We start from the raw sequence: 26,173 nt of genomic DNA, 5'->3' as shown, positions 1-26,173 counted from the left end.
GGCCGCCGTCCCCGGCCTCGCCTCAGGTGAGACCGGCCGTTCGATCGACTCAGGGATCTCGCGCGCGAACGCTGCTGCCACGGCCTCCGCGCGGACGGGTTCCGGGCGAGCGCGGGCGCCGTCTCCGCATCGGCGATCAGGAGGCCGAGTTCGGCTCTGCCGCAGGGTAACCGCACGCTCCGTGAGCAATCGCACCCTCCACACCGGCGGGTTCCGCCAGTACAGTGCAGGCTGTGAACGCCACCGACCGAGACGCCGACGCCGCCGCGAACACGGACGCTCCGAAGCGCGGCGGCCGAACCGGCGACAGCGGCACCGTTCCCGCCACCGGTTCGGATCCCGGACGATCGGTCACCGGCGGCAGTGAAGCGAACGGCGGTCCCGGCGCGGCCGGCGCCGAAGGCAGCGGCTCAGGCTCGGCCACTGATGCGGCATCCGGAGCCGATCGGCCTGCCGGCGCGATCGACGACGGGCGCCTCGTGCCGGCCGGCCCGGACGGCAACGGCCCCACCGCAACCGCGGAGTCACCCATGGCTCGCCGCGCCGACGCGATCGACGACGGCCGACGCCGGCCGGGCAGCGCGGGCGGCAGCGGTTTCGCCTCGTCGGCTGCGGCCACTGCCGGACCCGCCGCACCCCGGAGGACCGCAAGGAGCGCCGAGCCGGAACCGGCCGCGGGTTCCTCCTTCGCACGCCGCGCCGATGCGATCGTCGCCGACCGGCTCAAGGCCGCCGCCGAGCGTGAACCATTGCCGGGCAAGGCGACCGGGGCCACCGCGGTCGAACTCGCCGCGTCGCTGAGCGCCGGTTCGCCGCACGCCGAGCGGTTCACCGCCGAGATCGCCGCCGCCGTGCGCGGCACCGCGCTCGCACTCGAAGCGGCACGGCCGCACCCGACCGACCTGTGGGCCGCCGCCAGCGCGTTCCACGCCGATCCGAGCGTTTGGTTCGAGCAGGCGGTCCTGCTCGGGCATCCGACCCACCCGCTCGCCAGGAGCCGGGGCGAGCTCACCGACGACGAGATCCGCGCCTACGCGCCTGAGCACCGGGCCAGGTTCGCGCTGGGCGAGTACGCCTTCGACACGGTCCGGCGCAACGGCGCGAACCCGCCCGCCGGGGGAACCGGCGTGCCCGTGCACCCCTGGCAGGCACGCAGGTACGGACTCGACGCGCCAGTCCACGTCCACGAAGGCGCTGCGCCGCTGATGAGCCTGCGGACCGTCTCGATCGGCGGTCAGCACGTCAAGACCGCAGTGGACCTCCAGTTGACCTCTGCCGTCCGGCACGTCTCGCCCGCCTCCATGCACAACGGTCCGGCGATCGCGCAGCTGCTGGCCCCTGAGGCCCGCCGTTGCGGCATCACGCTCGTGCCCGAAGCCGCCGTCAGCGCCGTGGCCGCCGACGGCGAGCGCGACCGGAGGCTGGCCGCGATCGTGCGCCCCGCCCCGCATACGCTCGGCCATCCCCGGACGGTCCCGTTCGCGGCGCTCGCGGAGCCGTGCCCGTCCGACGGCCGCCCGATCGCCGTCGCCTTCACCGGCGACGACCCGGAGGCCTGGTGGGCCGCGTTCACCCGAGTCGCGCTCGCGCCACTGCGGCTGTTCGCCGCGACCGGCGTCGCCCTCGAGGCGCACGGGCAGAACACGCTCGCGTCCTTCACCGGGGACCGGCCGGTCAGCTTGGTGTACCGGGACTTCGGCGGCGTCCGGGTCCCTGCAGCTGACGGGTGGGCGGATGTCGAGGGCGACCTCGTTGAGGCCGATCCTGAAGCGCGCCTGACGAAACTCCTCGCGGCGCTCTTCCCCACGACGCTCACCGCGATCGTCGGGGCACTCGCCGAGTGGTCCGACACCGACCCGGGGAAGTGGTGGTCCACGGTCGCCAGCGCGGTCCGCGACCTCGACCTCGACCCGTGGATCGCCGACGCGGTCCTGCGGCACCCGTGGCCGATCAAGGCCACCACTGCGATGCGCTTGGCCGCCAAGCCGACCGAGGACATCTGGGTGAGCGTCGAGAACCCCGTGGCGGCGGCGTGAACCTCGCCTCGCAGATCAAGGCCGCCGCATGGCGCGAGAACCTCGGCGGCTTCCGCGACCGGCCCCGGCCCGAAGGCGCCCGGGAACGGGCCTTCAACCAGCTCGAAGTCGACGGGCCCGACGAGGACCCGGTGATGGCCCTCGAGGCGATCATCGGCGCGGGCGTGCCCGCGTACCTCGCCGCCGAACTCCACTCCGCGCGAGACGGCCTGGCGCACGCCCGGGTGCGGGCCGAGCGGCGCGGCGGGCACCTCGCGGCGCTGGCGGCGCGGGCCGGGGCCGGGACCCTCGCCGAGCTCGTCGCCGCGTGCGGGCGGGACGTGCACACCACCGCGCGGCTGCTCGAGACCCTCGCGACCGAAGGGCACCAGCTGCATCCGTGCGCGCGCACCCGCCTGGGCTGGGACCGCCGCGACCGCGAGCGGTACGACCTGGAGGCGACCCGACCGATCCGCGTCCGCCTCGTCGCCGACCGCGCCGGGGTCCTGGAGCGCTCCGGCGACGACCTCCGCAATCACCCGATGCTGCGCGGCCTCGACCTGCCCGACCCGGTGCTGCCGGTCCACCCGTGGCAGCTGGAGCACCGCGTCCTGCCGGGCTACCGGGACCTGTTCGCGTCCGGGCGGCTCGAGGTGCTGGACGCGACCGTCCCGGCCTGGCCGACCGCCGCGATCCGCACCCTCGCCGGGCACGACGCGCCCGGGTTCCTGAAACTCGCGCTGGGCATCCACGTCACCTCCACGCGGCGCGACATCTCCCCCGCGACCGCGCTGCTGGGCCCGCGCCTGGCCGCGCTGCTGCAGGCGATCGACCGCATCGGCCACAACGGGCTCGAATCCGAGCACCGGATCCTCGCCGACACTGCCGGTGTATGGCTGCCGGGGTCAAGGGAGCTCACCGCGCTCGCCCGGTCCCCGCTCGCCTCGATCGAGCCGAGCGACCTCGTGTACGTGCCGGCGACGGCGCTGACGGCGACTTCCCCGGTGACCGGTTTGAGTCTCGCGGCCGAGTACGCCCGCTGGTCCGGCGATCCGGACGCGTGGATCCGCGCGTACGCGCGCCTGTTCGCCCACCCGGTGCTCACCAAGGCCGAGGCCGGCATCGGCCTGGAGGCGCACCTGCAGAACAGCATCATCGCGATGCGCGGGCCCGACCCGGTCTTCCCGGTCTCGCGCGACCTCGGCGGCGCCCGCATCCACCTGCCCACGCTGCCGTGGGACCTGGAATTGCCCGAAGACAGCCCGGTGAACGCCGCGAGCATGGACCAGGTCCGGTCCAAAGTGGCCTACACGCTGTTCCAGAACCACTTCGCGTCACTCGTCGCCGTCCTCGAACGCGACCTCGGCCTGGACGGGGCCGCGTTCTGGGCCGACCTGGCCGATGAGATCGGCGGCCGGCTCTCGGCCGCCGAACGCGAGGCCTACCTGGGGCCGAAGCAGGCCACGAAGGCATTGCTGACCATGCGCCTGCACCCGGGCGAGGAGATCGAGACCATAGTGGACAATCCGCTCGCCACCGCCCGGGTCCATGCCCACCCGACTCTCGACCGGCATGTCAGGGCCCTGCAGTCGCCCGCCAGCGCGTGGATCTACGACCCGGCCGGGGTCACCGCGTTCCTGGGTTCGGTGCGCGAGGCGCTGGGGCACACGGTGCTGTACGCGATGAAGGCCTGCGCGAACCCGGCGGTGCTGGCCGCGGCGGCGGCCGCGGCGGACGGGGTCGAGTGCGCCTCCGGCGGTGAGCTGGCCGCGGCCCGGGCTGCGGGGGCGAAGCGGTTGGCGTTCTCGGGTCCGGCGAAGACCCCGGCGGATCTGGCCGCGGCGGCGGCGTGCGAGGTGCCGTTGTGGATGCACGCCGAGAGTGTGCGCGAGCTCGAGGGCCTGGCGGCGGCCGGGTTCGCCGGGCCGGTGGCGCTGCGCGTCAACCGGGGGCGGGCGCTGCCGGGGACGCATCAGATGACGGGGGTGCCCACGCCGTTCGGGATCGACGAGGCGCAGGTGCCGGCGGCGCTGGAGCGGGCACTGGACCTGGGTCTGGACGTGGTCGGGTTCCATCTGCACGCGGTGTCGAACTGCCTTGAGGCCGAGGCGTACGCGTGGCATGTGCGCGATGCGGTCGCGTGGTCGCGGGCGGCGGCCCGGGGCCGGTTCGCGCTGCGGTATGTGAACGTGGGCGGCGGGCTCGGGGCGGATCCGCGGGGCGCGCGGATCGATCTGGCCGCGCTGGCCGAGGGGCTGCGGGGGCTGGACGCGGGCGGGGCGGAGCTGGTGTTCGAGCCGGGCCGGTACGCGGCGGCGCCGGCGGGCTGGTACGTGGCCGAGGTCCTGGACTTGAAGACGGTGCGGGGGCAGGCGTTCGCGGTGGTGCGCGGCGGGACGCATCATTTCCGGCTGCCGGCGGCGTGGGGGTACTCGCATCCGTTCACGGTGGTGCCGGGTCCGCGCACCGGCCCGGTGTGGTCCGATGTGGAGGTGCGGGTGTGCGGTGAGCTGTGCACGCCGCGGGACGTGCTCAACGGGGGCCAGTTCGTCTCGGCGCTGGCCGTCGGGGACCGGCTGGTGTTCGCCAATGCCGGGGCGTACGGGTGGGAGATCTCGCACGACCGGTTCCTGGGGCACCCGGGGCCCGAGCAGGTCGTCATCGGCTGATCGGCGGATCCGCGCGTCGGCGGGGTGCGTCTACGATGAAGGGCCCGAAGCCGACGCGCCGTTCGTCCCGACGGCGCGATTGACCGCCTCGATCCCTCGCTGAGGAGTCCGCATGCCCAATCGGCGCCATGCCCGACGGACGCACCGCGATGCCGCGAAGCTGGCGGCCGCGGGCAATCATCAAGGCGCCCTTGCCGTCTATGCGCATGCGGTGGGTGAGTTCCGCGGCTGCCTGGCCGTGCATCCCGAAGACCGGGGCACGCGGAGCGACTTCGCGGAGCTCTTGGCGGACCTGGCGGCGTCGCACTCGGCGGTGGGCGAGGTCGCACTGGCGTACGCGGTGCAGCGGGAGCGGGTAGTGATCACTGCGGGCCTGGAGGCCGGGCCGGTGGAGCGGGCCGCGGCGCGCCTGGACCTGGCCGAGGCCGCGGTCGGCGCGGGCCGGCTCTTGACGGCGGCGACGGAGGCGGACGCGGCGCTGGGGCTGCTCGACGATGTGGACCCGGCCGATCCGGCGAGTCCGGGGTTCACGATCCTGGCCGATGCGATCGCGCGGGCCGCGCGGGTGTTCGCCCGCGCGGCGGACCCGGACCTGGCCGTCGGGGCGGCCGACCAGGCGGCCCGGATGCTCATCGCGGCCCGGCAGGCCGCGCCGGGCGGGTTCGGTGCCGATGGCATCGGCCTGGACGGCACGGCGGTGCTCCTGCGCGACAGCCTGCGGTTGGCGGCGGCGCTGCACGCGGCCGCCGGGCGTCCGGCGCACGCGAAGGGCGCGGTCGATCTCCTCAACCGGTACTTCCCGGGCGTGGTGCCGCCGGCGGCGCCGATTCCGTTGTCGCTGCGCGCGGCGCTGGAGACGGCGATGCGCATGGGCGCGTTCCTGGATCCGCGCCTGATCGAGCGCCTGTGCCCCGACCCGGCCGGGCGGGACGCGCCGGCGACGATCAGCGCCCGCTGCGATCCCGGACTCGCGGCCGTGGCGCTCCATACCGCCGAGCCCGCGGTGGACGTGCTGGCCCCGACGCACCCGAACCTGGCGTGGCGTATCGCCACCGAGGTGCACTACCTGCTCACCGCGGCCGACCGGGCCGGGGAGCGGAACCTGCATTTGAACTTCCGCGACCACGGGCCGGCCTGGTTGGCGATGCTCATGGCGCTCACGGCCACCGGCAAGCAGGGGCCGATCCTCACCGACCTCGCGGCGGCGCTGGCGGAGTTGTGCGACCGGCTGCGGACGCGGCATGCGGCGGCCGAGCACGAGCCGCTGGTGCTGGCGGCGCATCGGTTCATCGCGGCCCACGGCGAGGGCCCGCGGTTAGCGGTCGGCGCCGAACCAGCCGGGCGTGTCGAGCTGGAAGAGCTCACCGGGGGTGAGGGTGCGCAGGTCGGCGTGGAGTGCGGCGAGCCGGTCCTCGCCGATGGCCTCGGCCCAGCGGGTCTGGATCTGGTCGAAGAGGCGGGCGGAGCGGTCGAGGACGTCGACGCCCCTGCCGGTGAGGCGCACGACTTTGCGGCGGGCGTCGCGGGCGTCGGCGGCGCGTTCGACGTAGCCGCCTTGCTCGAGGTTCGCGATGGTCTTGCCGGCGGCCTGCTTGCTGACGCCGAGGCGGGCGCCGAGTTCGACGGCGGTGGTGCCGTGGACGCCGATGGCCTGGAAGACGAACCCGTGCATGGGCCGGATGTCGGGGTGGCCTTCGCGGGCGAGTTCGGCGTGGACCTCGTCGATGATGGAGCGGAATGCCGCGAAGAGGCGCAGCGGGAGCTCGTACCCGGGGGTCGCCTCAACCATGTTCGACAACTTGGTTTACTATCTGGGTAACCATGTTGTCCATCTTAGGAGTACGCCTCTTGCGCATCGTCCGCAGCACCGAATCCCGCCGCGCCGAGACCCCCGCGGCCGTCATGACCACCCTCGCCTCCCCCGCGCTCGGCGGCGCCGCCGCCCCGCTGTGGAAGGTCGAGGCCGCGCCCGGGACCACCGGTCCCGTTCACTACATCGACGCCGAGCAGGTCTGGACCGTCCTCGGCGGCGCCCTCACCGTGACCGTGGACGGCGAGGCGGCCGACCTCGCCGCCGGCGACACGATCGTGATCGCCGCCGACGCGACCCGCCAGATCACCCCCGGCCCGGACGGCTTCACCGCGCTCTGCACCGGCCCGGCCGGCATGCAGGCGTACATGCCCGGCAAGGAGGACGCGAAGATCACCCCGCCCTGGACGGTCTAGCGCCTCTCCCGTGCATCAGGAAGCGGCGGTGACCGACAGGCCCTAGGCCGAACGGCGCCTGGCGTAGTCCCGCAGCGCCCGCAGGAAGTCGACCTGCCGGAACCCCGGCCAGTAGACGTCGCAGAAGTACAGCTCGGCTCCCGCCGACTGCCACAGCAGGAAGCTCGAGAGCCGCCGCTCGCCGCTGGTGCGGATGATGAGGTCCGCGTCGGGCAGGTCGGGGGTGTACCGGTGGGCGCCGATGTCGGACGCCGTCAACCGCTCGGCGAGGTCGCCCGCGGCGGTGCCGCGGGAGGCCTCGGCCTCCAGCAGGGACTTGACGGCGTCCACGATCTCGGCCTGGCCGTCGTAGCCGATCGCGATCGTCAGGTGCCCGGTCGTGCGGCCGCTCGTCGCTTCGACAGCGGCCTTGAGCGCGTGCGCGGTCGAGTCGGGCAGGTGGTCCAGGCGCCCGGCGAGGTGCAGCCGCCACCGGTTCCCCGGGCGCATGAGGCGCTCGGCGACGATCTCCTCGATCATCGCCATCAGGTGCGCCACCTCGCCGGTGGCGCGCTTGGTGAGGTTGTCCTGGGAGGCCACGTAGACGGTGACGTGCCCGATGCCGATCCCGGCGCACCAGTCGAGGAGGTCCTCCAAGTGCTCGGCCCCGTACCGGTGGCCGACGCCGGGATCGTCGAAGCCCTGCTGCCGGGCCCACCGCCGGTTCCCGTCCATCGCCACGGCCACATGCCCCGGCAGCAGGCCGCCGTCGAGCTTGCGGCGCAAGCGCCTCGCATACCAGCGGTACAGGACTCGGGGTGCGCGCATGCCGCACAGCCTAACGGGACGAAACGACAACGGGCGGCCCTATCGGGCCGCCCGTGCTCTGGTCTCCCTGCGCTAATGGCTGAAACGAGCTTCCATGGCGAACCGGGCCGCAGCGATCGCAGCAGTCTCGACGTCGCCCACCGGCGCAACGAGCTCGGCGGCCGGAACCGACTGGTGGATGGTCCAGGTGACATAGCCGGGCGCGGGAGCAAGGCTGTGGAACTGACTCGCATCGGCCAGATTCCCCACCAGGCCGGTGAGGCTGTACATGCATACGGTCACCCAGCCGGTGCGGTGGTTGCTCTGCTCGGAGGAGAGCACCACGACCAGCGCATCGGGCCGATCCATGCGGCGGTAAACCTGCCCGGGCACATGGCTCACCGCTGACCGCCCGTGGCGTCGTCGGCGATCGAGGTTCCCCAGGCACGCCAGTCGTCGATCTCCGATTGCGGCAGTGCCGCCACGATCACGCCGGCCGCGTTCTCAAGCTCATGCAGATAGCGATCCTTGACCGCCTGCTCGATGTAGGCGCTGGCATTGCCCGATGCGGCGGCGATCCGCCAGACATCGTCGTCGATGTTGATGTTATGCCGAGTCATGCACACGATCATACACAACAGGGCGCGGGAAGCAGCGGCTCCGACCGCCACTGCGCGGGTCAGAGGTTCGCGGCGGCGTAGGCGTTCATCGCCTCGCGCATGTACGCGGCGAAGCCCTCCCCCACCTGCTCGTACGTGTCCTTGAAGCGCGGCTCGTCGGTGTAGAGCACGCCCAGGCCCCGGTAGGCCTCGGCGGTCGGCTCGTCGCCCCAGTGCTTGGCGATGAGCCAGTAGTGGTCGACGACGACCTCCTGCACCGCCTGGTCGTCCGCGGCCTTCCCGGCGGCGCGGAGTGCGGCCAGGCGGGCGTTGATGTCGTTGAACGCCTCGGGGATCGCCCGGCGCTCCTCAGGGGTGAGGTCCTGCAGGACGCTCCAGGCGCGTTCGACGACGGCGTTGCCCCAGCGTCTGCGGGCCTCGTCGCGGTAGTGGGCCTCGGTGGCGGGGTCGAGTCCGCCGAACCAGGTTTCGGGCGCCATGGGCTGGCCTCCTTCGAGTTGTCGGATGGTCGCCTCGACGGTGGCCGCGAGGCGGTCGAGGCGGGAGCGCTCGGTGTCGATCTCGGCGGCGTGCCGCTGGAGGGCGGCGACGGTGTCGAGGTCGCCCGCGAGGATCTCGGCCACGACGTCCAGCCGCAGGCCGAGGCGTTTGAGCAGGAGGATCTGCTGCAGCCGCAGCAGCTCGGGCCGGCCGTAGCGGCGCTGGCCGCCGCGGTCGTGGGAGGCCGGCTCGAGGAGGCCGATGGCGTCGTAGTGGCGCAGGGTGCGCGCCGAGACGCCGGCCAGGCGGGCGACCTCGGCGGTCGTCCAGACGTCCATCGATGGCGCTCCTTCGTTCGCGGTGCGGTTACGACGGTATTGGCTGACGCTGCGTCAACTGCAAGGTTCCCGAAGAGAGACACGGGTCACGGTCAAGCGCCGCGACCAGACCGCGCCCGGTTCGTTGTTTACATGGGGCGGCATTACCCACTCACGTGGGGCGTAGACATCCCCTGGGGTCTCCCCGCTCACGCGGGGCAGGAGAAACGAGAAGCCCCCCGGCTTGCGCCGGGGGGCTTCTTCCATGCGCTGTCCGTTAAGCGGCGCGGACCGCGGCCTTGCGGAAGTCGCGGTTGAGCTTGCCGATGACGTCGAGCCCGATCTCCTTGGGGCACGCGGCGGCGCACTCGCCGGTGTTGGTGCACCCGCCGAAGCCGGCGTCGTCGTGGGCGGCGACCATGCCGAGCACGCGCGTGGCCCGCTCGGGCTGGCCCTGCGGCATGAGGCTCAGGTGGGTGACCTTGGCGCCCATGAAGAGCATGCCCGAGCCGTTGGGGCAGGCGGCGACGCAGGCGCCGCAGCCGATGCACGCGGCGGCGCTGAACGCGGCGTCGGCGTCCTGCTTGGGGATCGGCACGGCGTGCGCGTCCGGGGCGGTCCCGGTCGGCGCGGAGATGTACCCGCCGGCCTGGATGATCCGGTCGAACGCCGAGCGGTCGACGACGAGGTCCTTGATCACCGGGAACGCGCCGGCGCGGTACGGCTCGATGTCGATCGAGTCGCCGTCCTTGAACTTGCGCATGTGCAGCTGGCAGGTCGTGGTGGCGGCCTGCGGGCCGTGCGGCTGGCCGTCGATCACCAGCGAGCAGGCGCCGCAGATGCCTTCACGGCAGTCGTGGTCGAACGCGACCGGGTCGTCGCCTTCGCTGATGAGGCGCTCGTTGAGGACGTCGAGCATCTCCAGGAACGAGGCGTCCTCGGAGACCTCGTCGATCTCGTAGGAGACCATCTCGCCCGGGGCTTGGGCGTCGGGCTGGCGCCAGATGCGCAGGGACAGCTTCACTTGTAGCTCCGTTGGGTGGGCTTGACGTATTCGAACTCGAGGGCTTCCTTGTGGAGGACGGGCGCGTCCTCCCCGTACTCCCAGGCCGCGACGTACGAGAAGTTGTCGTCGTCGCGCTTGGCCTCGCCGTCCTCGGTCTGGGACTCGGCGCGGAAGTGCCCGCCGCACGACTCGGTGCGGTGCAGGGCGTCGATGCACATGAGCTCGCCGAGTTCGAGGAAGTCGGCGACGCGGCCGGCCTTCTCGAGCTCCTGGTTGAGCGCTTCGGCCTTGCCGGTGACCTTGACGCGGCGGTAGAACTCCTCCTTGAGGCCGCGGATGAGCCCGATGGCCTTGCGCAGGCCCTCGTCGGTGCGCTCCATCCCGCAGTACTCCCACATGATCTTGCCCAGTTCGCGGTGGAACGAGTCGACGGTGCGGTCGCCGTCGTTGTTGAGGAAGAAGCTGATGCGGTCGTCCACGTCCTTGCGGGCGGCGACGACGTCCTCATGGGTCTCGTCGAGGGCGTCGAACGGCCCGTCGGCGAGGTAGTCCGAGATCGTGTTCGGCAGGACGAAGTAGCCGTCCGAGAGGCCCTGCATGAGCGCCGAGGCGCCCAGGCGGTTGGCGCCGTGGTCGGAGAAGTTCGCCTCGCCGGTCACGAACAGGCCGGGGATGTTCGAGGAGAGGTCGTAGTCGACCCAGAGCCCGCCCATCGTGTAGTGCACGGCCGGGTAGATGCGCATGGGGCGCTCGTACGGGTTCTCGCCGGTGATCCGCTCGTACATGTCGAACAGGTTGCCGTACTTGGCCTCCACGGCCTTCTTGCCCAGGCGCTCGATCGCGCCGGCGAAGTCGAGGTAGACGCCGAGCCCGCCGGGGCCGACCCCGTGGCCCTCGTCGCACACCACCTTGGCGGCGCGGGAGGCGATGTCGCGGGGCACGAGGTTGCCGAACGCCGGGTAGCGGCGCTCGAGGTAGTAGTCGCGCTCGTCCTCGGGGATGTCGGCCGGGTGGCGGTCGTCGCCCTTCTTCTTGGGCACCCACACGCGGCCGTCGTTGCGCAGGCTCTCGGACATGAGCGTGAGCTTCGACTGGTGCTCGCCCGACTGCGGGATGCAGGTCGGGTGGATCTGCGTGTAGCAGGGGTTGGCGAAGTAGGCGCCCTTGCGGTGCGCGCGCCAGCCGGCGGTGACGTTGCAGCCCATGGCGTTCGTCGACAGGAAGTACACGTTGCCGTACCCGCCGGTGGCGAGGACGACCGCGTCGGCGAGCTCGGTGGAGATCTCGCCGGTGACCAGGTCGCGCACGACGATGCCGCGGGCCTTGCCTTCGACGATGATGAGCTCGAGCATCTCGTGGCGGGTGTGCAGGTCCACGGTGCCGGCCGCGACCTGGCGCTGCAGGGCCTGGTAGGCGCCCAGGAGCAGCTGCTGGCCGGTCTGGCCGCGGGCGTAGAACGTGCGCGAGACCTGCGCGCCGCCGAAGGAGCGGTTGTCGAGCAGGCCGCCGTACTCGCGGGCGAACGGGACGCCCTGGGCGACGCACTGGTCGATGATCTCGGTGGAGACCTCGGCGAGGCGGTGCACGTTCGACTCGCGGGAGCGGAAGTCGCCGCCCTTGACGGTGTCGTAGAACAGGCGGTGGACGCTGTCGCCGTCGTTGCGGTAGTTCTTCGCGGCGTTGATGCCGCCCTGCGCGGCGATCGAGTGCGCCCGGCGCGAGGAGTCCTGGAAGCAGTAGTTGGCGACCCGGTAGCCCAGCTCGCCGAGCGTGGCGGCGGCGGACGCGCCGGCCAGGCCGGTGCCGACGACGATGACGCGCAGCTTGCGGCGGTTGGCCGGGTTGACCAGGCGCCCGGAGAAGCGCCGCTTCTCCCAGCGCTCGGCGATGGGCCCGGCGGGGGCCTTGGTGTCCAGGGCGGGTGCGCCCTCGCGGTAGAAGTCAGTGCTCATATCAGTTCACCAGTCCGAACGTGACCGAGATGGGGACGATGGCGAACCCCAAGACGATGATGAGGGCGACGAAAAGGCCGATCGCCTGAGTGCGCTTGCGCCACTTCGTGTCCGGGCCGGCGATGGTCTGCACGGCCGACCAGATGCCGTGGCGCAGGTGGAAGAACAGCGCGAACAGCGCCAGCAGGTAGAACACGGTGACCGGCCAGCGCTCGGGGCTGAACGTGGCGATGACGGCGCCGTAGGCGTCGGGGACGTCCTTGACCGGGTTCACGGTGCGGAACGTGAGGTCCAGCAGGTGCCAGATGATGAAGAGGAAGACGACGATCGCGCCCCAGCGCATGGTGGCGACGGCGTGGCGCGACTCGCCCTTGGCGGGCTTCTTGGACGCGTACCGGACGGGGCGGGCCTGGAGGGCGCGGCGGGTGAGGACGACGGCGGACCAGATGTGGACGACGGCGCAGGCGATGAGGCCGATGCGCAGGATCCACAGGATGCTCTCGTGGGGCAGGAGCGGTTCACCGAGGGTGCGCAGGCCGTGGGCGTACTCGTTCATCTCCTCGCGGCCCTCGAACACGTGCAGGTTGCCGGCCATGTGGGCGACGAGGAACAGCACGAGGAGGATGCCGGAGACCGCCATGGCGATCTTCAGGCCGATGTTGGAGCGCCATGGTGCTTGGGGCGCTCGGGGGCGTCGGTCCGGCCTCGCGGCGGGGCGTTTCTGCAAATCCGTAGACACGTCCAGAGGCTAGACGCGATGCGGGTCACGGGTCCAATTCATGGCGTGGCCCTCTTTGATGCCGTTAGGTTATGAACATGCGTCCGCAGCAACTCCAGGCCTTTCTCGCTGTCGCACAAACCCGGCATTTCACTCATGCGGCCGAAGACCTCGGTGTGACACAACCGTCATTGAGCAAGCAGATCCAGGCGCTCGAATCCGAGCTGGGCGCGCCGCTGTTCACGCGCGCGCGGGGCCGGATCGAACTGACCGACGCGGGCCAGACCCTGCTGCCGCACGCCCGGCGGATCACGGCGGCGGTGACGGCGGCCCGGTCGGACATCGACGACGTGCTCGCCGTGCGCGCCGGGCACCTGCGCCTGGGGGCGACGCCGTCGCTGTGCTCGTGGCTGATCGCGCCGCTGCTGACCCGGTACCTGGAGGCGCACCCGGGGGTGACGGTGACGTTGACCGAGGACGGCTCGGGGCCGCTGACCGACCACCTGTCGGCCGGGGACCTGGACCTGGCGTTCACGGTGGGCGACATGGCCGAGGTGGCCGGGTTGAGCGTGCAGCCGCTCCTGTCGGAGGCGCTCGTGGTGGCCTCGGCGGCGCACCTGCCGCCGCTGACGCGGCAGGGGTTCATCGGGCTGCCGCAGCTGCGGGAGCAGGCGTTCGTGCTCCCTGCGCACGGCTACGACCTGCGGGACCTGACGATCTCCACGTGCGAGGCGGCGGGGTTCACGCCGCGCACGGGCGTGGACGGTGGCGCGACGGACGCGGTGGCGTCCCTGGTGGAGGCGGGGCTGGGGATCGCGCTGCTGCCGGCGATGATCGCGGCGGGGCGCCCGGGGCTGCGGGCGACGCCGCTGGCGCCGCCGGGGGCGAGCCGCACGATCGCGCTGGCGGCGCGGCGGGAGGCGCCGCTGACGAAGGCGGCGGGGGCGTTCGCGGCGTCGCTGGAGGCGCATTTGACGGACCTGCACGCCTGGGGGCGGTTGCCGCAGGGCATGCAGGCCCTCTGACTACGTGAAGGTGTCTCTGGCGAACATGGCGGCGATCTGGCGGGCGGAGGGGGTGCCGGCGTCGGGGTCGGCGCCGGCGTCGAGGAGGACGGCGACGACGTCGCGGTAGTCCTTGAAGACCGCTCCGGCGAGCGGGGACTGGTCGCGGTCGTTGCGTCGTTCGATGTCGGCGCCGGCCTTGATCAGGGCGCGGACGGTGTCGGCGTGGCCGTGGTAGGCGGCCAGCATCAGCAGGGAGTCGCCGGAGCCGTTCACCAGGTCGACCGGAAGGCCCGTGGTGACGAAGCGGATCAGTCGCTCGGCTTCGCCGGTGCGGGCCAGGTCGAAGGCGGCTTCGGCTATGTCGTTGAAATCCTCGTCATCGCTCACGTGCCTCAGCTTTTCACACCCGGACGGGTGAACGTACGGGTTCGTGCGGGGCCTCCGCAATGGACCGCTCCCAGTGGAGTTCACCCTCGCAGGTGCCCGGCCGGGTATTGACACGGCTGCGCGGGGGTGGCAAAGATTGAGGCGGGCCCGCGCGGGCGCTTCGCTGACACGAGTCCTCCGCGGTTCCTTCTAACGGTGGGACACAAACGGTGAGGACTCGGGCATGAGCGAGCCGAAAATCCTAGGGCAGTTCCAATTGGAGCATCGCACTATTCAAGTGAGCGGGGACGACGGCAATAACGGGACCGTGTGGCTGCGCCGCGTGCACCCCGATCCGCCGATGGCGCTGGGGTGCGTGGTCGAGCTCGACTCCTCGACGCCGCGGCTGCGCCTGTACCGGGCGGAGTGGCCGGATGCGTTGCGGGAGCAGGCGAAGGAGCAGACGCTGGCGATCTGGCGTTCGGCGCGCGCTTAGGCGAGGGCGGCGGCGACGCCGGCGGCTTTCGCTTCGGCTTCGGCCACTTCGGCTTCGGGGTCGGAGCGCCAGGTGATGCCGCCGCCGGACCAGATGTGGGCGTGCTCGGCGTCGAGGGCGACGGTGCGGATGGTGACGCCCAGGCGGGCCTGGCGGCCGGTGAGGTACCCGAAGGCGCCCATCGCGGGGCCGCGGCCGACCGGTTCGAGGCCGCCGACGAGGTCGAGGACGGCGAGTTTGGGTGCGCCGGTGACCGATCCGGGCGGGCACATGGCGCGCAGGAGGTCGGTGAAGCCGGTGCCGGGGGCGAGGTCGGCGGTGACGGTGGACTCGGCCTGCCACAGGTTGGCCCAGCGGCCGATATGGAAGAGGTCCTTCACCGTGACGGTGCCGGGGGCGGCCACTTGCGCGAGGTCGTTGCGTTCGAGGTCGACGATCATGACGTGCTCGGCGCGTTCTTTGACGGAGGACAGCAGTGCGGCCCGTCCGTCCTCTGTGGCCGGTGCGGTGCCTTTGATGGGGTAGGTCGCCGCGGTCGCGTCGTCGGCGGTGAGGAAGCACTCGGGCGACCCGGAGGCGACGAGCCAGTCGTCGCCGGCGAGGACGCCGCCCCAGGTCGCACCGGTCACTGTGGAGGCCGCTTCGGCGAGGGCGGCGGGGTCGCCGCTCCAGCGGGCGCGCCGGTGGCCCACGATGTTGGCGACGTACACGTCGCCGCGGGCGATGGCGTCCTGGACGGCGGTGACGGCCTTGGCGTGGTCGGCGCCCGACCAGGAGGCCTCCCACGCGTCGACGGTGAACGGGCCGGGCGTGTCGCGCTCGCGGGCGGGGCCGTGCGCGTAGGCGACGAGCGCGAGGTCCGGCACGGCCGGAACCGGGCTGGGGGCGCCGGTCGCGCCCCCGATCATGAACGCCCCGGCGGCGGCCGAGACGAGCACCGCCACGCCGCAGACCGAACCGTCATGCTCGGCGTGCTCCGCATGGCCGGCAGTGCCGGCGAGGTGGCGGGCGCGGAACCCGGCGGCGAGCACGGCCGGATCGCCGCCGTCGCCCAGGCGCCATTCGAGCCGGTCAACCTCGACGAGCCGGTCCCGGCACGCCGCGGGCGCCCCTGGCGGGGCGGGGCGGACGGCGCGGAAGTTCGGCATGGCTCCAGTATCACCGGGTCCGGGCCCCGCGGCCCGAGCCGTGTGGCTCACCTCACCGGACGCTCGTTCAGCCGCCGATGGCGGCGAGCACGTCGCCCTCCTCCGGCGCGTCGATATAGGCGCCCCCGGTGGCCTCGGCGAGCGTCGTCAAATTCGCCGGGTCCGTCTCGCCGAACCCGACCGTGTACACCACCGTCGGGCCGGCCAGCTGCTCCGCGGTGGCCTCCGCGCTGCCCGCGCTGACCTCGTCCTGACTCGCATTGGTCAGCACCACGATCACCGACAGCGCGCCGTCGGCGGCCTGCCCGTTCATGAACTCGCTCGCGGCCACCAGCGTGTCGTACAGCGGCGAACCGCCCTCATAGCTGTTGTCGGAGACGTCGTACAGGTCGGTCTCCAGGTTGCCGCGCCCGTCCTCCGAGAGCTCGGTCAAGCCCGAGACCTCCCGGTACGGCACGTCCTCCCCCGCGCCGACCCCGTACTCCCACATGCCGACCCGATAGGTCGACTCCATGGCTCGCACGGTCGCGATCGCCGTCTGCACCGCCGCGTCCCCCGCCGTGAGGTCCTCACCGTTGTACGCGACGGTCTCGCCGTTCGTGGTCGAGGACCGGTCGACCAGGAACAGCACGTGCAGGTCCTCGCGCCCGACCTGCCAGGTCCGCACGGCCTCGCCCACGACCTCGGGCGTGGTCTGCGCCAGCGCCGCCGCGGGGTCGTCCACGGGCGCCAGCTCGGTGTCCTCGAACCCGCCGGAGCCGACCTCGCCCTCGAGGTAGCCGCCGAACGCCTCCGCGATCGCCGCATCCGACTCCGAGACCCAGCCCCCGCCGAGCACCAGGTACGTGGCCACGGCGCTCACCCGCGAATCGGACGGCGTCACCGCCACGAGCGGATCGGCCGGGGCGTTGTCGCGGTTGAAGTCCTCCACCTGGTAGTCCAGGGCCGTGACCACCCGGGCCGGATCAGGCGCGTCGATATAGGCCGCGAGCTGCTCACCGGCGCTGTCGGCCAGCGCGGTGCTGCCGATCGCGGCCTTCCACGTGTCCATGGCCTCAGGGGCGAACGTCCCCGAACCGTCGCCGGTGGCGTTCAGCATCGCCACCAGGCCCTCGGTGGACGTGCGCGGATTCGCGGCGGCGAGCGTGATGGTCCCCTCCTGGGCGGCGGCGAGGACATCGGCCCACGTCGGCGGCGCGCCCTCCCAGCCCAGTTCAGCGGCCTTCGACGACGGGACGGCGAGCACCGAGGCGGCCTGGCCGAGCACGAGCGGGTCCGAGTTCACGTACCCGGCGGTGGTCTCGTTCGAGGCCAGCCACGACGCCCACGCCTGCGAGTCCGGGACCCACGCGATGGGCCGCTTGCCCAGCGAGACCTCGTCCCAGTCGCCGCTGATGGCCCGTGAGGCCTCGGCGGCCCCCACCTCGCGGATCTCCGCGCCGATGCACTGCCCCGTGCTCGCCTCCGGCCCGGTCGCCTCCCACGCCTGCGCGGCGTCCTGCAGGGTCCCGGCCAGGCTCGGCGCGGCCGCGACGCTCACCCGGTAGATCGGGCCCGAGCAGCCCGAGCGCATGAGGGCCACGAAACCCCAGGTCAGGCCCGAGGCGACGACCACGCACACGAGGGTGATCACGATCCAGGGGGCCACCACCATGCGATTGCCGCCCTTCTTGCGTCGCCGCCCGAGCCGGTGCGACCTCACCTTGTGCGTGGTACCGAAAACCATCAGCTTCACTCCTGGGGGGAATCGTCGGCGCCCAGTGTAAAGCCCCTGCCTCAGGCCCCGCCCACTGTGGTGAGCGGGGCCCGCGTTCGGCTACTCCCCGAAGGCCTCGACAGGCGGGCACGTGCACGCCAGGTTCCGGTCCCCCCACGCATTGTCGATACGCCCGACCGGCGGCCAGTACTTCGCCGCGCTCGTCGAACCCTGCGACGCGTGCGCCTGCCCGGTCCCGGCCGGCCACGCGGCCGCCGACCGCGCATACGCCCGGTCCCACGCGTCGGCCGTGACCACGGCCGCGGTGTGCGGGGCGGCGCGCAGCGCCGAGTCCTCCACCGCGACCTGGCCGGACGCGACCGCGTCGATCTCGGCGCGGATGGCGATCATCGCGTCGCAGAACCGGTCCAGCTCGGCCAGGTCCTCCGACTCGGTCGGCTCGACCATGAGCGTCCCCGCCACCGGGAACGACATCGTCGGCGCGTGGAACCCGTAGTCGATGAGCCGCTTCGCCACGTCCTCCACGGTGACGCCCGAGGTCCGCGACAGCTCCCGCAGGTCGAGGATGCACTCGTGCGCGACGAGCCCGTGCTTGCCGGTGTACAGCACCGGGTAGTGCTCGCGCAGCCGCGCCGCGATGTAGTTCGCCGCCAGCACCGCCGACGCCGTCGCCGCGGTGACGCCTTCGGCGCCCATCATCCGCAGGTACATCCACGGGATCTGCAGGATCCCCGCCGAACCCCACCGCGCCTGCGACACCGGGCCCACCGGCCCGGCCTCGGCCGCCATCGGGTCCGAAGGCAGGAACGGCACCAGGTGCTCGGCCACGGCCACCGGACCCACACCGGGCCCGCCGCCGCCGTGCGGGATGCAGAACGTCTTGTGCAGGTTCAGGTGCGACACGTCCGCCCCGAACCGGCCCGGCTTCGCCCACCCCAGCAGCGCGTTGAGGTTCGCGCCGTCGACGTACACCTGCCCGCCCGCGTCGTGGACCTTCGCGCACACCTCCACGATCGTCTCCTCGTACACGCCGTGCGTGGACGGGTAGGTGACCATGATGGCCGCGAGGCGGTCCGCGTGCTGCTCGATCTTCGCGTCGAGGTCGGCGAGGTCGACGTTCCCGGTCTCGTCGCATGCGACGACGACGACGCGCATCCCGGCGAGGACCGCGGAGGCGGCGTTGGTGCCGTGGGCGCTGGCGGGGATGAGGCAGAGGTCGCGGTCGGTCTCGCCGCGGTCGTGCTGCCAGGCGCGGATGGCGAGGAGTCCAGCGAGTTCGCCTTGGGAGCCGGCGTTGGGCTGGACGGAGACGGCGGCGTAGCCGCAGACTTCGGCGAGCCAGGTCTCGAGCTGCTCGATGAGGGCCTGCCAGCCGCGGGTCTGGTCGGCGGGGGCGAGGGGGTGGACGTCGGCGAACTCGGGCCAGCTGATCGGCTCCATCTCGGCGGCGGCGTTGAGCTTCATGGTGCAGGAGCCGAGCGGGATCATGCCGCGGTCGAGGCCGTAGTCCTTGTCGGCCAGGCGTTTGAGGTAGCGCATCATCGCGGTCTCGGAGTGGTGGGCGGTGAACACCGGGTGCGTGAGGTACGCGGACTCGCGGCGCAGTCCGGTGGGGATGCGGATCGCGGCGGTGGCGGCGAGGCTCGCGCCGAAGGCGTCGCAGACGGCGTGGAGGTCGGCGTCGGTGGTGGTCTCGTCGCACGCGATGGTGACGGTGTCGGCGTCGGCGCGGTGGAGGTTGACGCCTGCGGCGGCGGCTGCTGCGACGATCGCGTCGGCGTGGCCGGGCGCGGTCGCGGTGACGGTGTCGAAGCAGGCGTCGCCGGCGAGGGTGATGCCGGCGGCCTCGAGGGACGCGGCGAGGCGGGCGGCGGACCGGGCGGCGTGCTCGGCGATGCCGCGCAGGCCTTCGGGGCCGTGCCAGACGGCGTAGGAGGCGGCGATGACGGCCGGGAGCACCTGGGCGGTGCAGATGTTGCTGGTGGCCTTCTCGCGGCGGATGTGCTGCTCGCGGGCTTGGAGTGCGAGGCGCAGGGCGGGGGCGCCGGAGGAGTCGCGGGAGACGCCGACGAGCCGGCCGGGGAGCTGGCGCTGGAGGCTGTCGCGGACGGCCATGTAGCCGGCGTGGGGTCCGCCGAAGCCCATGGGCATGCCCAGGCGCTGGGTGGAGCCGACGGCGATGTCGGCGCCGAGTTCGCCGGGGGCGGTCAGGAGGGTGAGGGCGAGGAGGTCGGCGGCGACGGTGACGAGGGCGCCGGCCGCGTGGGCGGCTTCGATGGTGGGCGTCCAGTCGTGGACGGTGCCGTCGGCGCCGGGGTACTGCAGGAGGATGCCGAAGGCGCCGTCGGGGATCGCGGCGGGGTCGGTGAGGTCGGCGGTGCGGAGGGTGATGCCGACCGGTTCGGCGCGGGTGCGCAGGACCGCGAGGGTCTGCGGGAGGACGCGGTGGTCGACGGCGAAGACGTCCCCGGCCGTCTTCTTGGCGCCGCGGCGGGCGAGGAGCATGGCTTCGGCGGCGGCGGTGGCCTCGTCGAGGAGGCTCGCGCCGGCGATGTCGAGGCCGGTCAGGTCGGTGCACATGGTCTGGAAGTTCAGGAGCGCTTCGAGGCGGCCTTGGGAGATCTCGGCCTGGTAGGGCGTGTACGCGGTGTACCAGGAGGGGTTCTCCAGGACGTTGCGGCGGATGACGGCGGGGGTGTGGGTGCCGTAGTAGCCGAGGCCGATCATGGAGCGGGCGGGGCGGTTCTGGGCGGCGAGTTCGGCGAGTTCGGCCTGGGCCTGGGTCTCGGAGACGGCCGCGGGGAGGGCGAGGCCGTCCCTGGAGCGGATGAGGGCGGGCATGCAGGCGTCCATGAGCGCGTCGAGGCCGGGCTGGCCGACGGTCTTGAGCATGGCGTCCTGGTCGGCGGCGCTGGTGCCGATGTGGCGGGCGGCGAATGAGCGGTCGGTCATGGGGCTCTCCGGTGACAGGTCGACGGCGGTTGCGGTCTCCCCCGTCTGTCACCAGCGCCTTGCTAGCTCCAGAGCGGCCTGTGCCGGGCGGTCCTGGTACCTGAGAGTTTGAAGTGAGGGACTTGCCCCTTCGGTGCCGTGTAGCGCGTGTGGCCCACGATCTCTCCCGCCCGGTTTTGCGGCTCTGCGGCCATGGTAGGTCAGGAGGCGGTGCGTCGTCGACCGGGCACGGCCCCGGTGTGGCGCCCTTGGGTCTGCTCGGGCGGGTGCAGGCGCGTGGGGGTCTTGACCGGGGCTTCGCCCGGGAGCGTGGCGAGGCGGCCCATGACTTCGGTGACGGTGGTGCGCACGGCGATGCCGAAGACGCCCTGGCCGCCGCGGAGGAGGTCGATGACCTCGCCGGCGGAGCGGCATTCGTAGACGGTGGAGCCGTCGGACATGAGGGTGATCTCGGCGAGGTCCTTGACGCCGCGGGAGCGCAGGGCCTCGACGGCCTTGCGGATGTTCTGGAGGGAGACGCCGGCGTCGAGGAGGCGCTTGATGACCTTCAGGACGATGATGTCGCGGAAGGAGTAGAGCCGGTTGGAGCCCGATCCGGAGGCGCGGCGGATGGAGGGTTCGACGAGGCCGGTGCGGGCCCAGTAGTCGAGTTGGCGGTAGGAGATGCCGACGACGCGGCAGGCGGCGGTGCCTCTCCAGCCGCGGATCTGGTTGGGGGGGACGGCCGGTCGGCCTGCGGGTTCACTGTGGGCGTCCATGGCTTTCCTCCCCTAGGTGGTGTCGAGGTGAGCGTAAGCTTCCCGACCCTCCACCATGGGCTGAACGAGAGAAAAGCTCGGGCAGCTCGCGGGGGGTTACTCGCCCTCGCCGAAGTCCTCGGGCGTGACCTCTTCGAGGAACTCGCGGAACTTCTCCACTTCGTCCTCCTGGGTGTCGGGGAGGACCACGCCGGCTTCGTCGAGGACGGCGTCGGCGCACCAGATGGGGGCTTCGGCCCGCAGGGCGAGCGCGATCGCGTCGGAGGAGCGGGAGGAGACGCGGGTGCGGCCGTCGAGCACGAGTTCGGCGAAGTAGACGGTGTCGCGCAGTTCGGTGATCTCGACGGCGGTGAGGGTGACGTCGAGGGCGTCGAGCACGTCGCGCAGGAGGTCGTGGGTGAGCGGACGGGAGAGCTGCACGTCCTGCTGCTGGTAGGCGATCGCGGCGGCCTCGACGGTGCCGATCCAGATCGGCAGGTACCGGTGGCCTTCGGTCTCCTTGAGCAGGACCACCGGCTGGTTGCTCGGGAGTTCCACGCGGACCCCGACTACGGTCATCATCCGCACCGGTTCGCCTCCAACGGGTCGCCACTTGCCGATCTGGACCTCGTCGCCGTTGCCCAGGCCCGCGGTCTCCACGCGCTCGCGGTTGACGTAGGTGCCGTTGAGGCTGCCGACGTCGCGGACGGTGAATCCGGCCGCGTCGCGGTGGAACTCGGCGTGGCGCCGCGATACGGTCACGTCGTCGAGGAAGATGTCGGAATCGGGGTGCCGCCCGGAGGTGGTCACCTCCTGGTTGAGCAGGAAGCGAGCGCCCGCGTTCGGTCCGCGGCGGACGAGCAGCAGCGCGGTTCCCGCGGGAAGCGAGCTCGCCAGGTTCGCGGCGTTCGTCTCCGCGTCGACCTCGCCGCTCTCCTGGAGAGCGGACAGGTTCATCGTGGCCGTCACATCCGGCGGAGGGAACTCGTCATTCGAACGCGTCATGGATTGCCACCTTCTGCAAGTCTGGACCCTCTGGTCACTCCGTAAGCTTCGCATACGCTCCGGCGTCGAGCAAAGCAGCGAGCGCGCCGGCATCCTCGACCTCGATGTCGAACATCCAGCCCGCCGCATAGGGGTCGCTGTTCACCAATTCCGGGGATTCCGACAATTCGTCATTGCACGAAAGAATCTTACCGGTCAACGGAGCGTACACGTCGGAGACGCTCTTGGTCGACTCGACTTCGCCGACCACCTCTCCGGCCCGAACCTCGGCGCCTGCCTCCGGGAGCTGGACGAATACCACGTCGCCGAGCGCGTTCTGCGCGAACTCGGTGATGCCGATGCGCACGACCTTGCCCTCTCGCGCTTCGATCCACTCGTGCTCCGCGGTGTAACGCAACTGCTCCGGAATCACCTGGCGCTCCCTTCTTGGCAACCCCGCCGGGAGGCGGGTCGGACGATCATGACGGTATCGCCCGGGCGCGGGCGGCCTGCGGCGGGGCCGCGGCTCGTGATCATGGGCGCGCGGGACTCACGCGGCCACGCTCGGTTGCGGGCGGCCGGTCCGCAGGAGCCCGGCGGCCTGGCGCAGGTACACGAAGGCGGCGAGCCAGTACAGGCCCAGCCCCCACCAGGCCAGCGCCCAGCCGAGCGGGGCGGCCCAGGCGTCGGCGTCGGCCACGAGGCCGGCGATGACGAGCACCGGGAAGGACATGAACACCATCGCGGTGGCGCACTTGCCGAGGAAGTGGACCTGCGGGGGCGCGTAGCCGTGCCAGCGCAGGACGATGACCATCGAGACCATGACGGCGTCGCGCAGGAGCACCACGATCGCGAACAGCCACGGCAGGAGGCCCAGGAAGGTGAGCATGAGCAGGGAGGAGAGGATGTACAGCCGGTCGACGAACGGGTCGAGGAGCCGGCCGAGCTTGGAGACCTGGTTCAGGCGCCGGGCGAGCTGGCCGTCGACCCAGTCGGTGCCGCCGCCGACGGCGAGGATGATCGCGGCCTGCCAGTAGTACTGGGTGGCCAGCAGGAGGTAGCACACCAGCGGGATGCCGAGGAGGCGCACGGCGGTGACCAGGTTGGGCCACGTCCACACGCCCCAACCGGGGAGCGGCGCTGCTGCTGGTTTGCTCAAGGCGGTCCTCTCGGCGGGGCCCGCTGACGCTGCGCGACCGCGTGCCCTGGGTCGGTCTCCTCTCGCCCGACGGTGCGGCGGGCGGTTCGTCAAGTCCGGTTCGGTGGGTGTGTATCTGGATTCTAACCGGAGGCTCCGACACCTGTACCGCGGAATTTGCGCACCGCTGAAGGGGCCTCCGGGCGGGTCCGGGAGGGAGCGGTCGAGCTGGGACCCGCACCACACCGTCCACTAGGGAGGTACATGGGTGCGGGGCGGTCCCGAAAACGTGACAGGAAACAACCCCGAGGCGGCCCGAACGGACCGTCCCGGGGCGTCACGGCCCTCGGATCAGACCTCCCGGTCCTCCGCTTCGCGGGCGAAGCGCCGCCGCCGCACCGCGACCGCCGCGCCGATCAAGCAGCCCGACATGGGCACCACCAGCAGCCACAGCATCCACGCGCACACCGCGAGCACCGCCACGCCGCCGACCAGGATGCCCGTGCCCGACGCGTCGCCCCGCGTCTCGGCGAGCGCCCCGGCGAACAGGGACCGCCACCGCGCCCCCGGCGCCCACGCGGCCGCCGCGCGCAGCAGCACCGCCGCCGCCAGGCCCGCGACGACGAACGTCGCCAGCGCGAACCCCGGGCGGCCCGGGACGCCCTCCTGGGCCAGCACGAGCAGGTTCAGCGCCAGCAGCAGCGCGGCGCCCACAACCGTGAGGCCCGTACGCCACGACTCGCGCCACGCGATGCGGAAGTCCGCCCAGAAGCCGCCCCAGCCGGTCGACTCGCCGTCGACGTAGGCGGCCACGTGCCGCGCCGCCGCCGCCAGCGCCGCCGGCAGCGTCACCACAGGCAGTGCCGCCAGCACCAGCCACACACCGGTCAGCAGGCACTCGGCCAGGAGCGCGAACCCCTCGCCGAATGCCTGCCTCCTGCGTGCCACGACCGCCACGCTAGCCCTTCACACCGGACGTGGCGATGCCCTTGATGAGGAACTTCTGGAACACCAGGAAGAACAGCACCACCGGGACGAGCGACAGCAGCGTCATCGCCATCATGCCGCCGTAGTTGGAGACGGCCTCGGTGTTGTTGTAGGACTGCAGCAGGCGCGGCAGCGGGAACTTCTCGATCTCGTGCAGGTAGATCAAGGGCCCCATGAAGTCGTTCCACGACCAGATGAACGTGAAGATCGAGGAGGTCACGATCGCCGGGCGCAGCAGCGGCAGCATGATCGAGAAGAAGATCCGGAAGTGCCCGGCCCCGTCGATCGTCGCCGCCTGGTCCAGTTCGCGCGGGATCCCCCGCAGGAACTGCACGTACATGAACACGAAGAACGCGTCCAACCCCAGGAACTTCCCGATGACCAGCGGGAAGATCGTGTTGACCACGTCCATCTCCGCGAAGATCAGGTACTGCGGGATGAGCATGACCTGGCCCGGCAGCAGCAGCGTCGCGATGACCACCGCGAACATCGCCTTGCGCCCGGGGAACTCCAGGCGCCCCAGCGCGTACGCCGTGATCGAGCAGGACGCGAGGATGCCGACCACCGACAGCGCGGCGATCACGAACGAGTTCCAGAAGAACCGCCACAGCGGGATCCCCGCCAGCCCGTCGAAGGCCGACGCGAAGTTCTCCCACGTGATCGACGTCGGGATCGGCGAGATCGTCGTCAGGATGTCCGAGGTCTCCCGCACCGACGCGGTCAGCACCCAGAACGCCGGGTACAGCACCACCACGAGCACCGCCAGCAGGGCGACGTGCCACGCCACGGACTTCGCCCGGTCGGCCCCGGTCCGCCTCTTGCGCGCGATCACCCGCGGCGCTTCGGTCGCGACGCTCATTTGTTGTCCTCCCCTGCGTAGTACACGAGGTTCTTCGCCGCCCGGAACATGATCAGCGTGACCACGCCGACCGCGAGCACCAGCATCCACGCCCACGCCGACGCGTAGCCCATGCGCAGGTCCACGAACGCCAGCGCGTAGATGCGGACGGTGTAGAACAGCGTCGACCAGGCGGGACCGCCGGCCGTGCCGCCGATGATGAACGCCGGACCGAACAGCTGGAACGCGTGCACGGTCTCCATGAGCACGTTGAAGAAGATCACCGGCGACAGCATCGGGATCGTGATGTGCACGAACCGGTGCCACTTCCCCGCCCCGTCAACTTCGGCAGCCTCGTGCAGCTCGGCCGGGACCTGCAGGAGCCCGGCCATGAAGATGACCATCGGCGCGCCGAACGTCCACACGCTGAGCAGCACCAGCATCAGGATCGACACCGACGGGTTCCCGATGAACCCGCCGCCCTCCCACCCGAACCAGGACATGAACTGGTCCTGCGGGCCGCCGGCGGCGAACAGCGCCTTCCACACGATCGCGATGCCCACGCTCATGGCGATCAGCGAAGGCATGTAGAACGCCGCCCGGTAGAACCCGATGCCCCGCCGCGACTGCGTCAGGAGCATCGCCACCGCCAGCGACGCGATGAGCTTCAACGGCACGGCCAGCAGCACGTACAGCAGCGTCACCTTGACGGCCCGGCCGAACATCGGGTCGTCGAACATCGCCCGGTAGTTGTCCAGGCCGATGAAGTCGCCGCCGAGGATGAGGTGGTAGTCGGTGAACGACAGGTACAGCGACCACAGCATCGGCCCGACGGTGAAGACGAGCGACCCGATGATCCAAGGGGTCATGAAGGTATAGCCGACGAGCCGCTCCCCGCGGCGGGAGATCGGGGTGCGGCGCTTGGCCGAACCCCGTCCCCCGCCTGCGGTCGGCGCTCCGGCCCCTTTCGCCGCGGGACGCGCGGTCGTGGAGGGTGAAGCTGACACGGTGAAG

The 26,173-nt window shown here is 71.9% G+C and carries 25 protein-coding genes, 1 pseudogene and 1 riboswitch; of the genes and pseudogenes, 5 read left to right on the top strand and 21 right to left on the bottom strand.

Features of this window, described 5'->3' with window-relative positions; translation table 11 throughout:
- Window positions 1–233: 233 nt before the first annotated feature.
- Together O2L52_RS16265 and O2L52_RS16260 are read left to right on the top strand one after the other, a co-directional pair.
- Window positions 234–2,036: an IucA/IucC family protein gene (locus tag O2L52_RS16265; RefSeq protein WP_270116773.1), complete on the top strand. Its 1,803-nt coding sequence runs from the start codon at window positions 234–236 to the stop codon at window positions 2,034–2,036.
- Window positions 2,033–4,684, top strand: coding sequence for an IucA/IucC family protein (locus O2L52_RS16260; protein ID WP_270116771.1), 2,652 nt, complete (start codon window positions 2,033–2,035; stop codon window positions 4,682–4,684). The genes O2L52_RS16265 and O2L52_RS16260 overlap by 4 nt, the downstream gene beginning before the upstream one ends.
- On the opposite strand, the gene O2L52_RS25335 is transcribed toward O2L52_RS16260, so the two are convergent.
- A complete protein-coding gene (locus O2L52_RS25335; protein WP_309299870.1) occupies window positions 4,674–5,966 on the bottom strand; it encodes a hypothetical protein in 1,293 nt (430 codons plus the stop codon). The genes O2L52_RS16260 and O2L52_RS25335 overlap by 11 nt on opposite strands.
- A 33-nt stretch (window positions 5,967–5,999) precedes the next feature.
- A complete protein-coding gene (locus tag O2L52_RS25330; RefSeq protein ID WP_333490220.1) occupies window positions 6,000–6,356 on the bottom strand; it encodes a MarR family winged helix-turn-helix transcriptional regulator in 357 nt (118 codons plus the stop codon).
- Between the two features lie 176 nt (window positions 6,357–6,532).
- Here O2L52_RS25330 and O2L52_RS16250 point away from each other — a divergent pair, with 176 nt between their 5' ends.
- Window positions 6,533–6,910, top strand: a complete 378-nt coding sequence (locus tag O2L52_RS16250) for a cupin domain-containing protein (protein ID WP_270116768.1) — start codon at window positions 6,533–6,535, stop codon at window positions 6,908–6,910.
- A gap of 42 nt (window positions 6,911–6,952) precedes the next feature.
- Here O2L52_RS16250 and uppS read toward each other — a convergent pair whose 3' ends face one another.
- From uppS to O2L52_RS16215, 7 genes are all read right to left on the bottom strand, one after another.
- A complete protein-coding gene (gene uppS, locus O2L52_RS16245) occupies window positions 6,953–7,717 on the bottom strand; it encodes a polyprenyl diphosphate synthase (protein WP_270116766.1) in 765 nt (254 codons plus the stop codon).
- Between the two features lie 72 nt (window positions 7,718–7,789).
- A complete protein-coding gene (locus O2L52_RS16240) occupies window positions 7,790–8,098 on the bottom strand; it encodes a hypothetical protein (RefSeq protein ID WP_270116765.1) in 309 nt (102 codons plus the stop codon).
- Window positions 8,095–8,316: a hypothetical protein gene (locus tag O2L52_RS16235; protein WP_270116762.1), complete on the bottom strand. Its 222-nt coding sequence runs from the start codon at window positions 8,314–8,316 to the stop codon at window positions 8,095–8,097. The genes O2L52_RS16240 and O2L52_RS16235 overlap by 4 nt, the downstream gene beginning before the upstream one ends.
- A gap of 59 nt (window positions 8,317–8,375) precedes the next feature.
- Window positions 8,376–9,134: a MerR family transcriptional regulator gene (locus O2L52_RS16230; protein ID WP_270116760.1), complete on the bottom strand. Its 759-nt coding sequence runs from the start codon at window positions 9,132–9,134 to the stop codon at window positions 8,376–8,378.
- 256 nt (window positions 9,135–9,390) lie between these two features.
- Window positions 9,391–10,137 (bottom strand): succinate dehydrogenase/fumarate reductase iron-sulfur subunit, encoded by a 747-nt coding sequence (locus O2L52_RS16225; RefSeq protein WP_270116758.1) that lies wholly within the window; start codon window positions 10,135–10,137, stop codon window positions 9,391–9,393.
- Window positions 10,134–12,071: a fumarate reductase/succinate dehydrogenase flavoprotein subunit gene (locus tag O2L52_RS16220; protein ID WP_270116756.1), complete on the bottom strand. Its 1,938-nt coding sequence runs from the start codon at window positions 12,069–12,071 to the stop codon at window positions 10,134–10,136. Before O2L52_RS16220 ends, O2L52_RS16225 begins: the two co-directional genes overlap by 4 nt.
- A 1-nt stretch (window position 12,072) precedes the next feature.
- The gene (locus O2L52_RS16215) at window positions 12,073–12,810 is read right to left on the bottom strand and encodes a succinate dehydrogenase cytochrome b subunit (RefSeq protein ID WP_270116754.1); all 738 of its coding nucleotides are present in this window, start codon (window positions 12,808–12,810) and stop codon (window positions 12,073–12,075) included.
- A gap of 77 nt (window positions 12,811–12,887) precedes the next feature.
- On the opposite strand from O2L52_RS16215, the gene O2L52_RS16210 reads away from it, so the two are divergent.
- On the top strand, window positions 12,888–13,814 hold the full coding sequence (locus O2L52_RS16210; RefSeq protein WP_270116753.1) for a LysR family transcriptional regulator: 927 nt from the start codon (window positions 12,888–12,890) through the stop codon (window positions 13,812–13,814).
- On the opposite strand, the gene O2L52_RS16205 is transcribed toward O2L52_RS16210, so the two are convergent.
- Window positions 13,815–14,183 (bottom strand): ankyrin repeat domain-containing protein, encoded by a 369-nt coding sequence (locus tag O2L52_RS16205; RefSeq protein WP_270116752.1) that lies wholly within the window; start codon window positions 14,181–14,183, stop codon window positions 13,815–13,817.
- A 223-nt stretch (window positions 14,184–14,406) separates the two neighbouring features.
- Here O2L52_RS16205 and O2L52_RS16200 point away from each other — a divergent pair, with 223 nt between their 5' ends.
- Window positions 14,407–14,658 carry a hypothetical protein gene (locus tag O2L52_RS16200; RefSeq protein ID WP_270116751.1) on the top strand — a complete coding sequence of 84 codons (252 nt, stop codon included), beginning with the start codon at window positions 14,407–14,409 and terminating at the stop codon, window positions 14,656–14,658.
- Here the strand turns inward: O2L52_RS16200 and O2L52_RS16195 are convergent.
- The 11 genes and pseudogenes from O2L52_RS16195 to O2L52_RS16150 form a co-directional block, all read right to left on the bottom strand.
- The gene (locus O2L52_RS16195) at window positions 14,655–15,806 is read right to left on the bottom strand and encodes a chorismate-binding protein (RefSeq protein ID WP_270116750.1); all 1,152 of its coding nucleotides are present in this window, start codon (window positions 15,804–15,806) and stop codon (window positions 14,655–14,657) included. The two genes, O2L52_RS16200 and O2L52_RS16195, sit on opposite strands and share 4 nt — an antisense overlap.
- A gap of 67 nt (window positions 15,807–15,873) precedes the next feature.
- On the bottom strand, window positions 15,874–17,532 hold the full coding sequence (locus O2L52_RS16190; protein ID WP_270116749.1) for a vWA domain-containing protein: 1,659 nt from the start codon (window positions 17,530–17,532) through the stop codon (window positions 15,874–15,876).
- 90 nt (window positions 17,533–17,622) lie between these two features.
- Complete coding sequence (gcvP, locus tag O2L52_RS16185) at window positions 17,623–20,475, bottom strand: aminomethyl-transferring glycine dehydrogenase (protein WP_270116747.1); 2,853 nt, start codon at window positions 20,473–20,475, stop codon at window positions 17,623–17,625.
- Window positions 20,476–20,553: 78 nt separating this feature from the next.
- Window positions 20,554–20,654, bottom strand: a riboswitch (glycine riboswitch).
- Between the two features lie 21 nt (window positions 20,655–20,675).
- Window positions 20,676–21,233 (bottom strand): MerR family transcriptional regulator, encoded by a 558-nt coding sequence (locus O2L52_RS16180; protein WP_270116746.1) that lies wholly within the window; start codon window positions 21,231–21,233, stop codon window positions 20,676–20,678.
- Window positions 21,234–21,329: 96 nt separating this feature from the next.
- Window positions 21,330–21,800, bottom strand: coding sequence for a bifunctional nuclease family protein (locus tag O2L52_RS25325; protein ID WP_309299872.1), 471 nt, complete (start codon window positions 21,798–21,800; stop codon window positions 21,330–21,332).
- A gap of 12 nt (window positions 21,801–21,812) precedes the next feature.
- A pseudogene (locus O2L52_RS25320) lies at window positions 21,813–22,217 on the bottom strand (FHA domain-containing protein); the annotation flags it as partial.
- A gap of 34 nt (window positions 22,218–22,251) precedes the next feature.
- Window positions 22,252–22,629: a glycine cleavage system protein GcvH gene (gcvH, locus tag O2L52_RS16170; RefSeq protein WP_270116744.1), complete on the bottom strand. Its 378-nt coding sequence runs from the start codon at window positions 22,627–22,629 to the stop codon at window positions 22,252–22,254.
- Window positions 22,630–22,746: 117 nt separating this feature from the next.
- Window positions 22,747–23,355, bottom strand: a complete 609-nt coding sequence (locus O2L52_RS16165; RefSeq protein ID WP_270116743.1) for a CDP-alcohol phosphatidyltransferase family protein — start codon at window positions 23,353–23,355, stop codon at window positions 22,747–22,749.
- Between the two features lie 330 nt (window positions 23,356–23,685).
- Window positions 23,686–24,282 (bottom strand): DUF624 domain-containing protein, encoded by a 597-nt coding sequence (locus tag O2L52_RS16160; RefSeq protein ID WP_270116742.1) that lies wholly within the window; start codon window positions 24,280–24,282, stop codon window positions 23,686–23,688.
- Window positions 24,283–24,292: 10 nt separating this feature from the next.
- Window positions 24,293–25,180, bottom strand: a complete 888-nt coding sequence (locus tag O2L52_RS16155; RefSeq protein WP_270116741.1) for a carbohydrate ABC transporter permease — start codon at window positions 25,178–25,180, stop codon at window positions 24,293–24,295.
- Complete coding sequence (locus O2L52_RS16150; protein ID WP_270116740.1) at window positions 25,177–26,166, bottom strand: carbohydrate ABC transporter permease; 990 nt, start codon at window positions 26,164–26,166, stop codon at window positions 25,177–25,179. Before O2L52_RS16150 ends, O2L52_RS16155 begins: the two co-directional genes overlap by 4 nt.
- Window positions 26,167–26,173: the final 7 nt, after the last annotated feature.

It is taken from the genome of Glycomyces algeriensis (assembly GCF_027622855.1).
GTDB lineage: Bacteria > Actinomycetota > Actinomycetes > Mycobacteriales > Micromonosporaceae > Glycomyces > Glycomyces algeriensis.
This window is presented reverse-complemented; position numbering and strand designations above follow the sequence as displayed.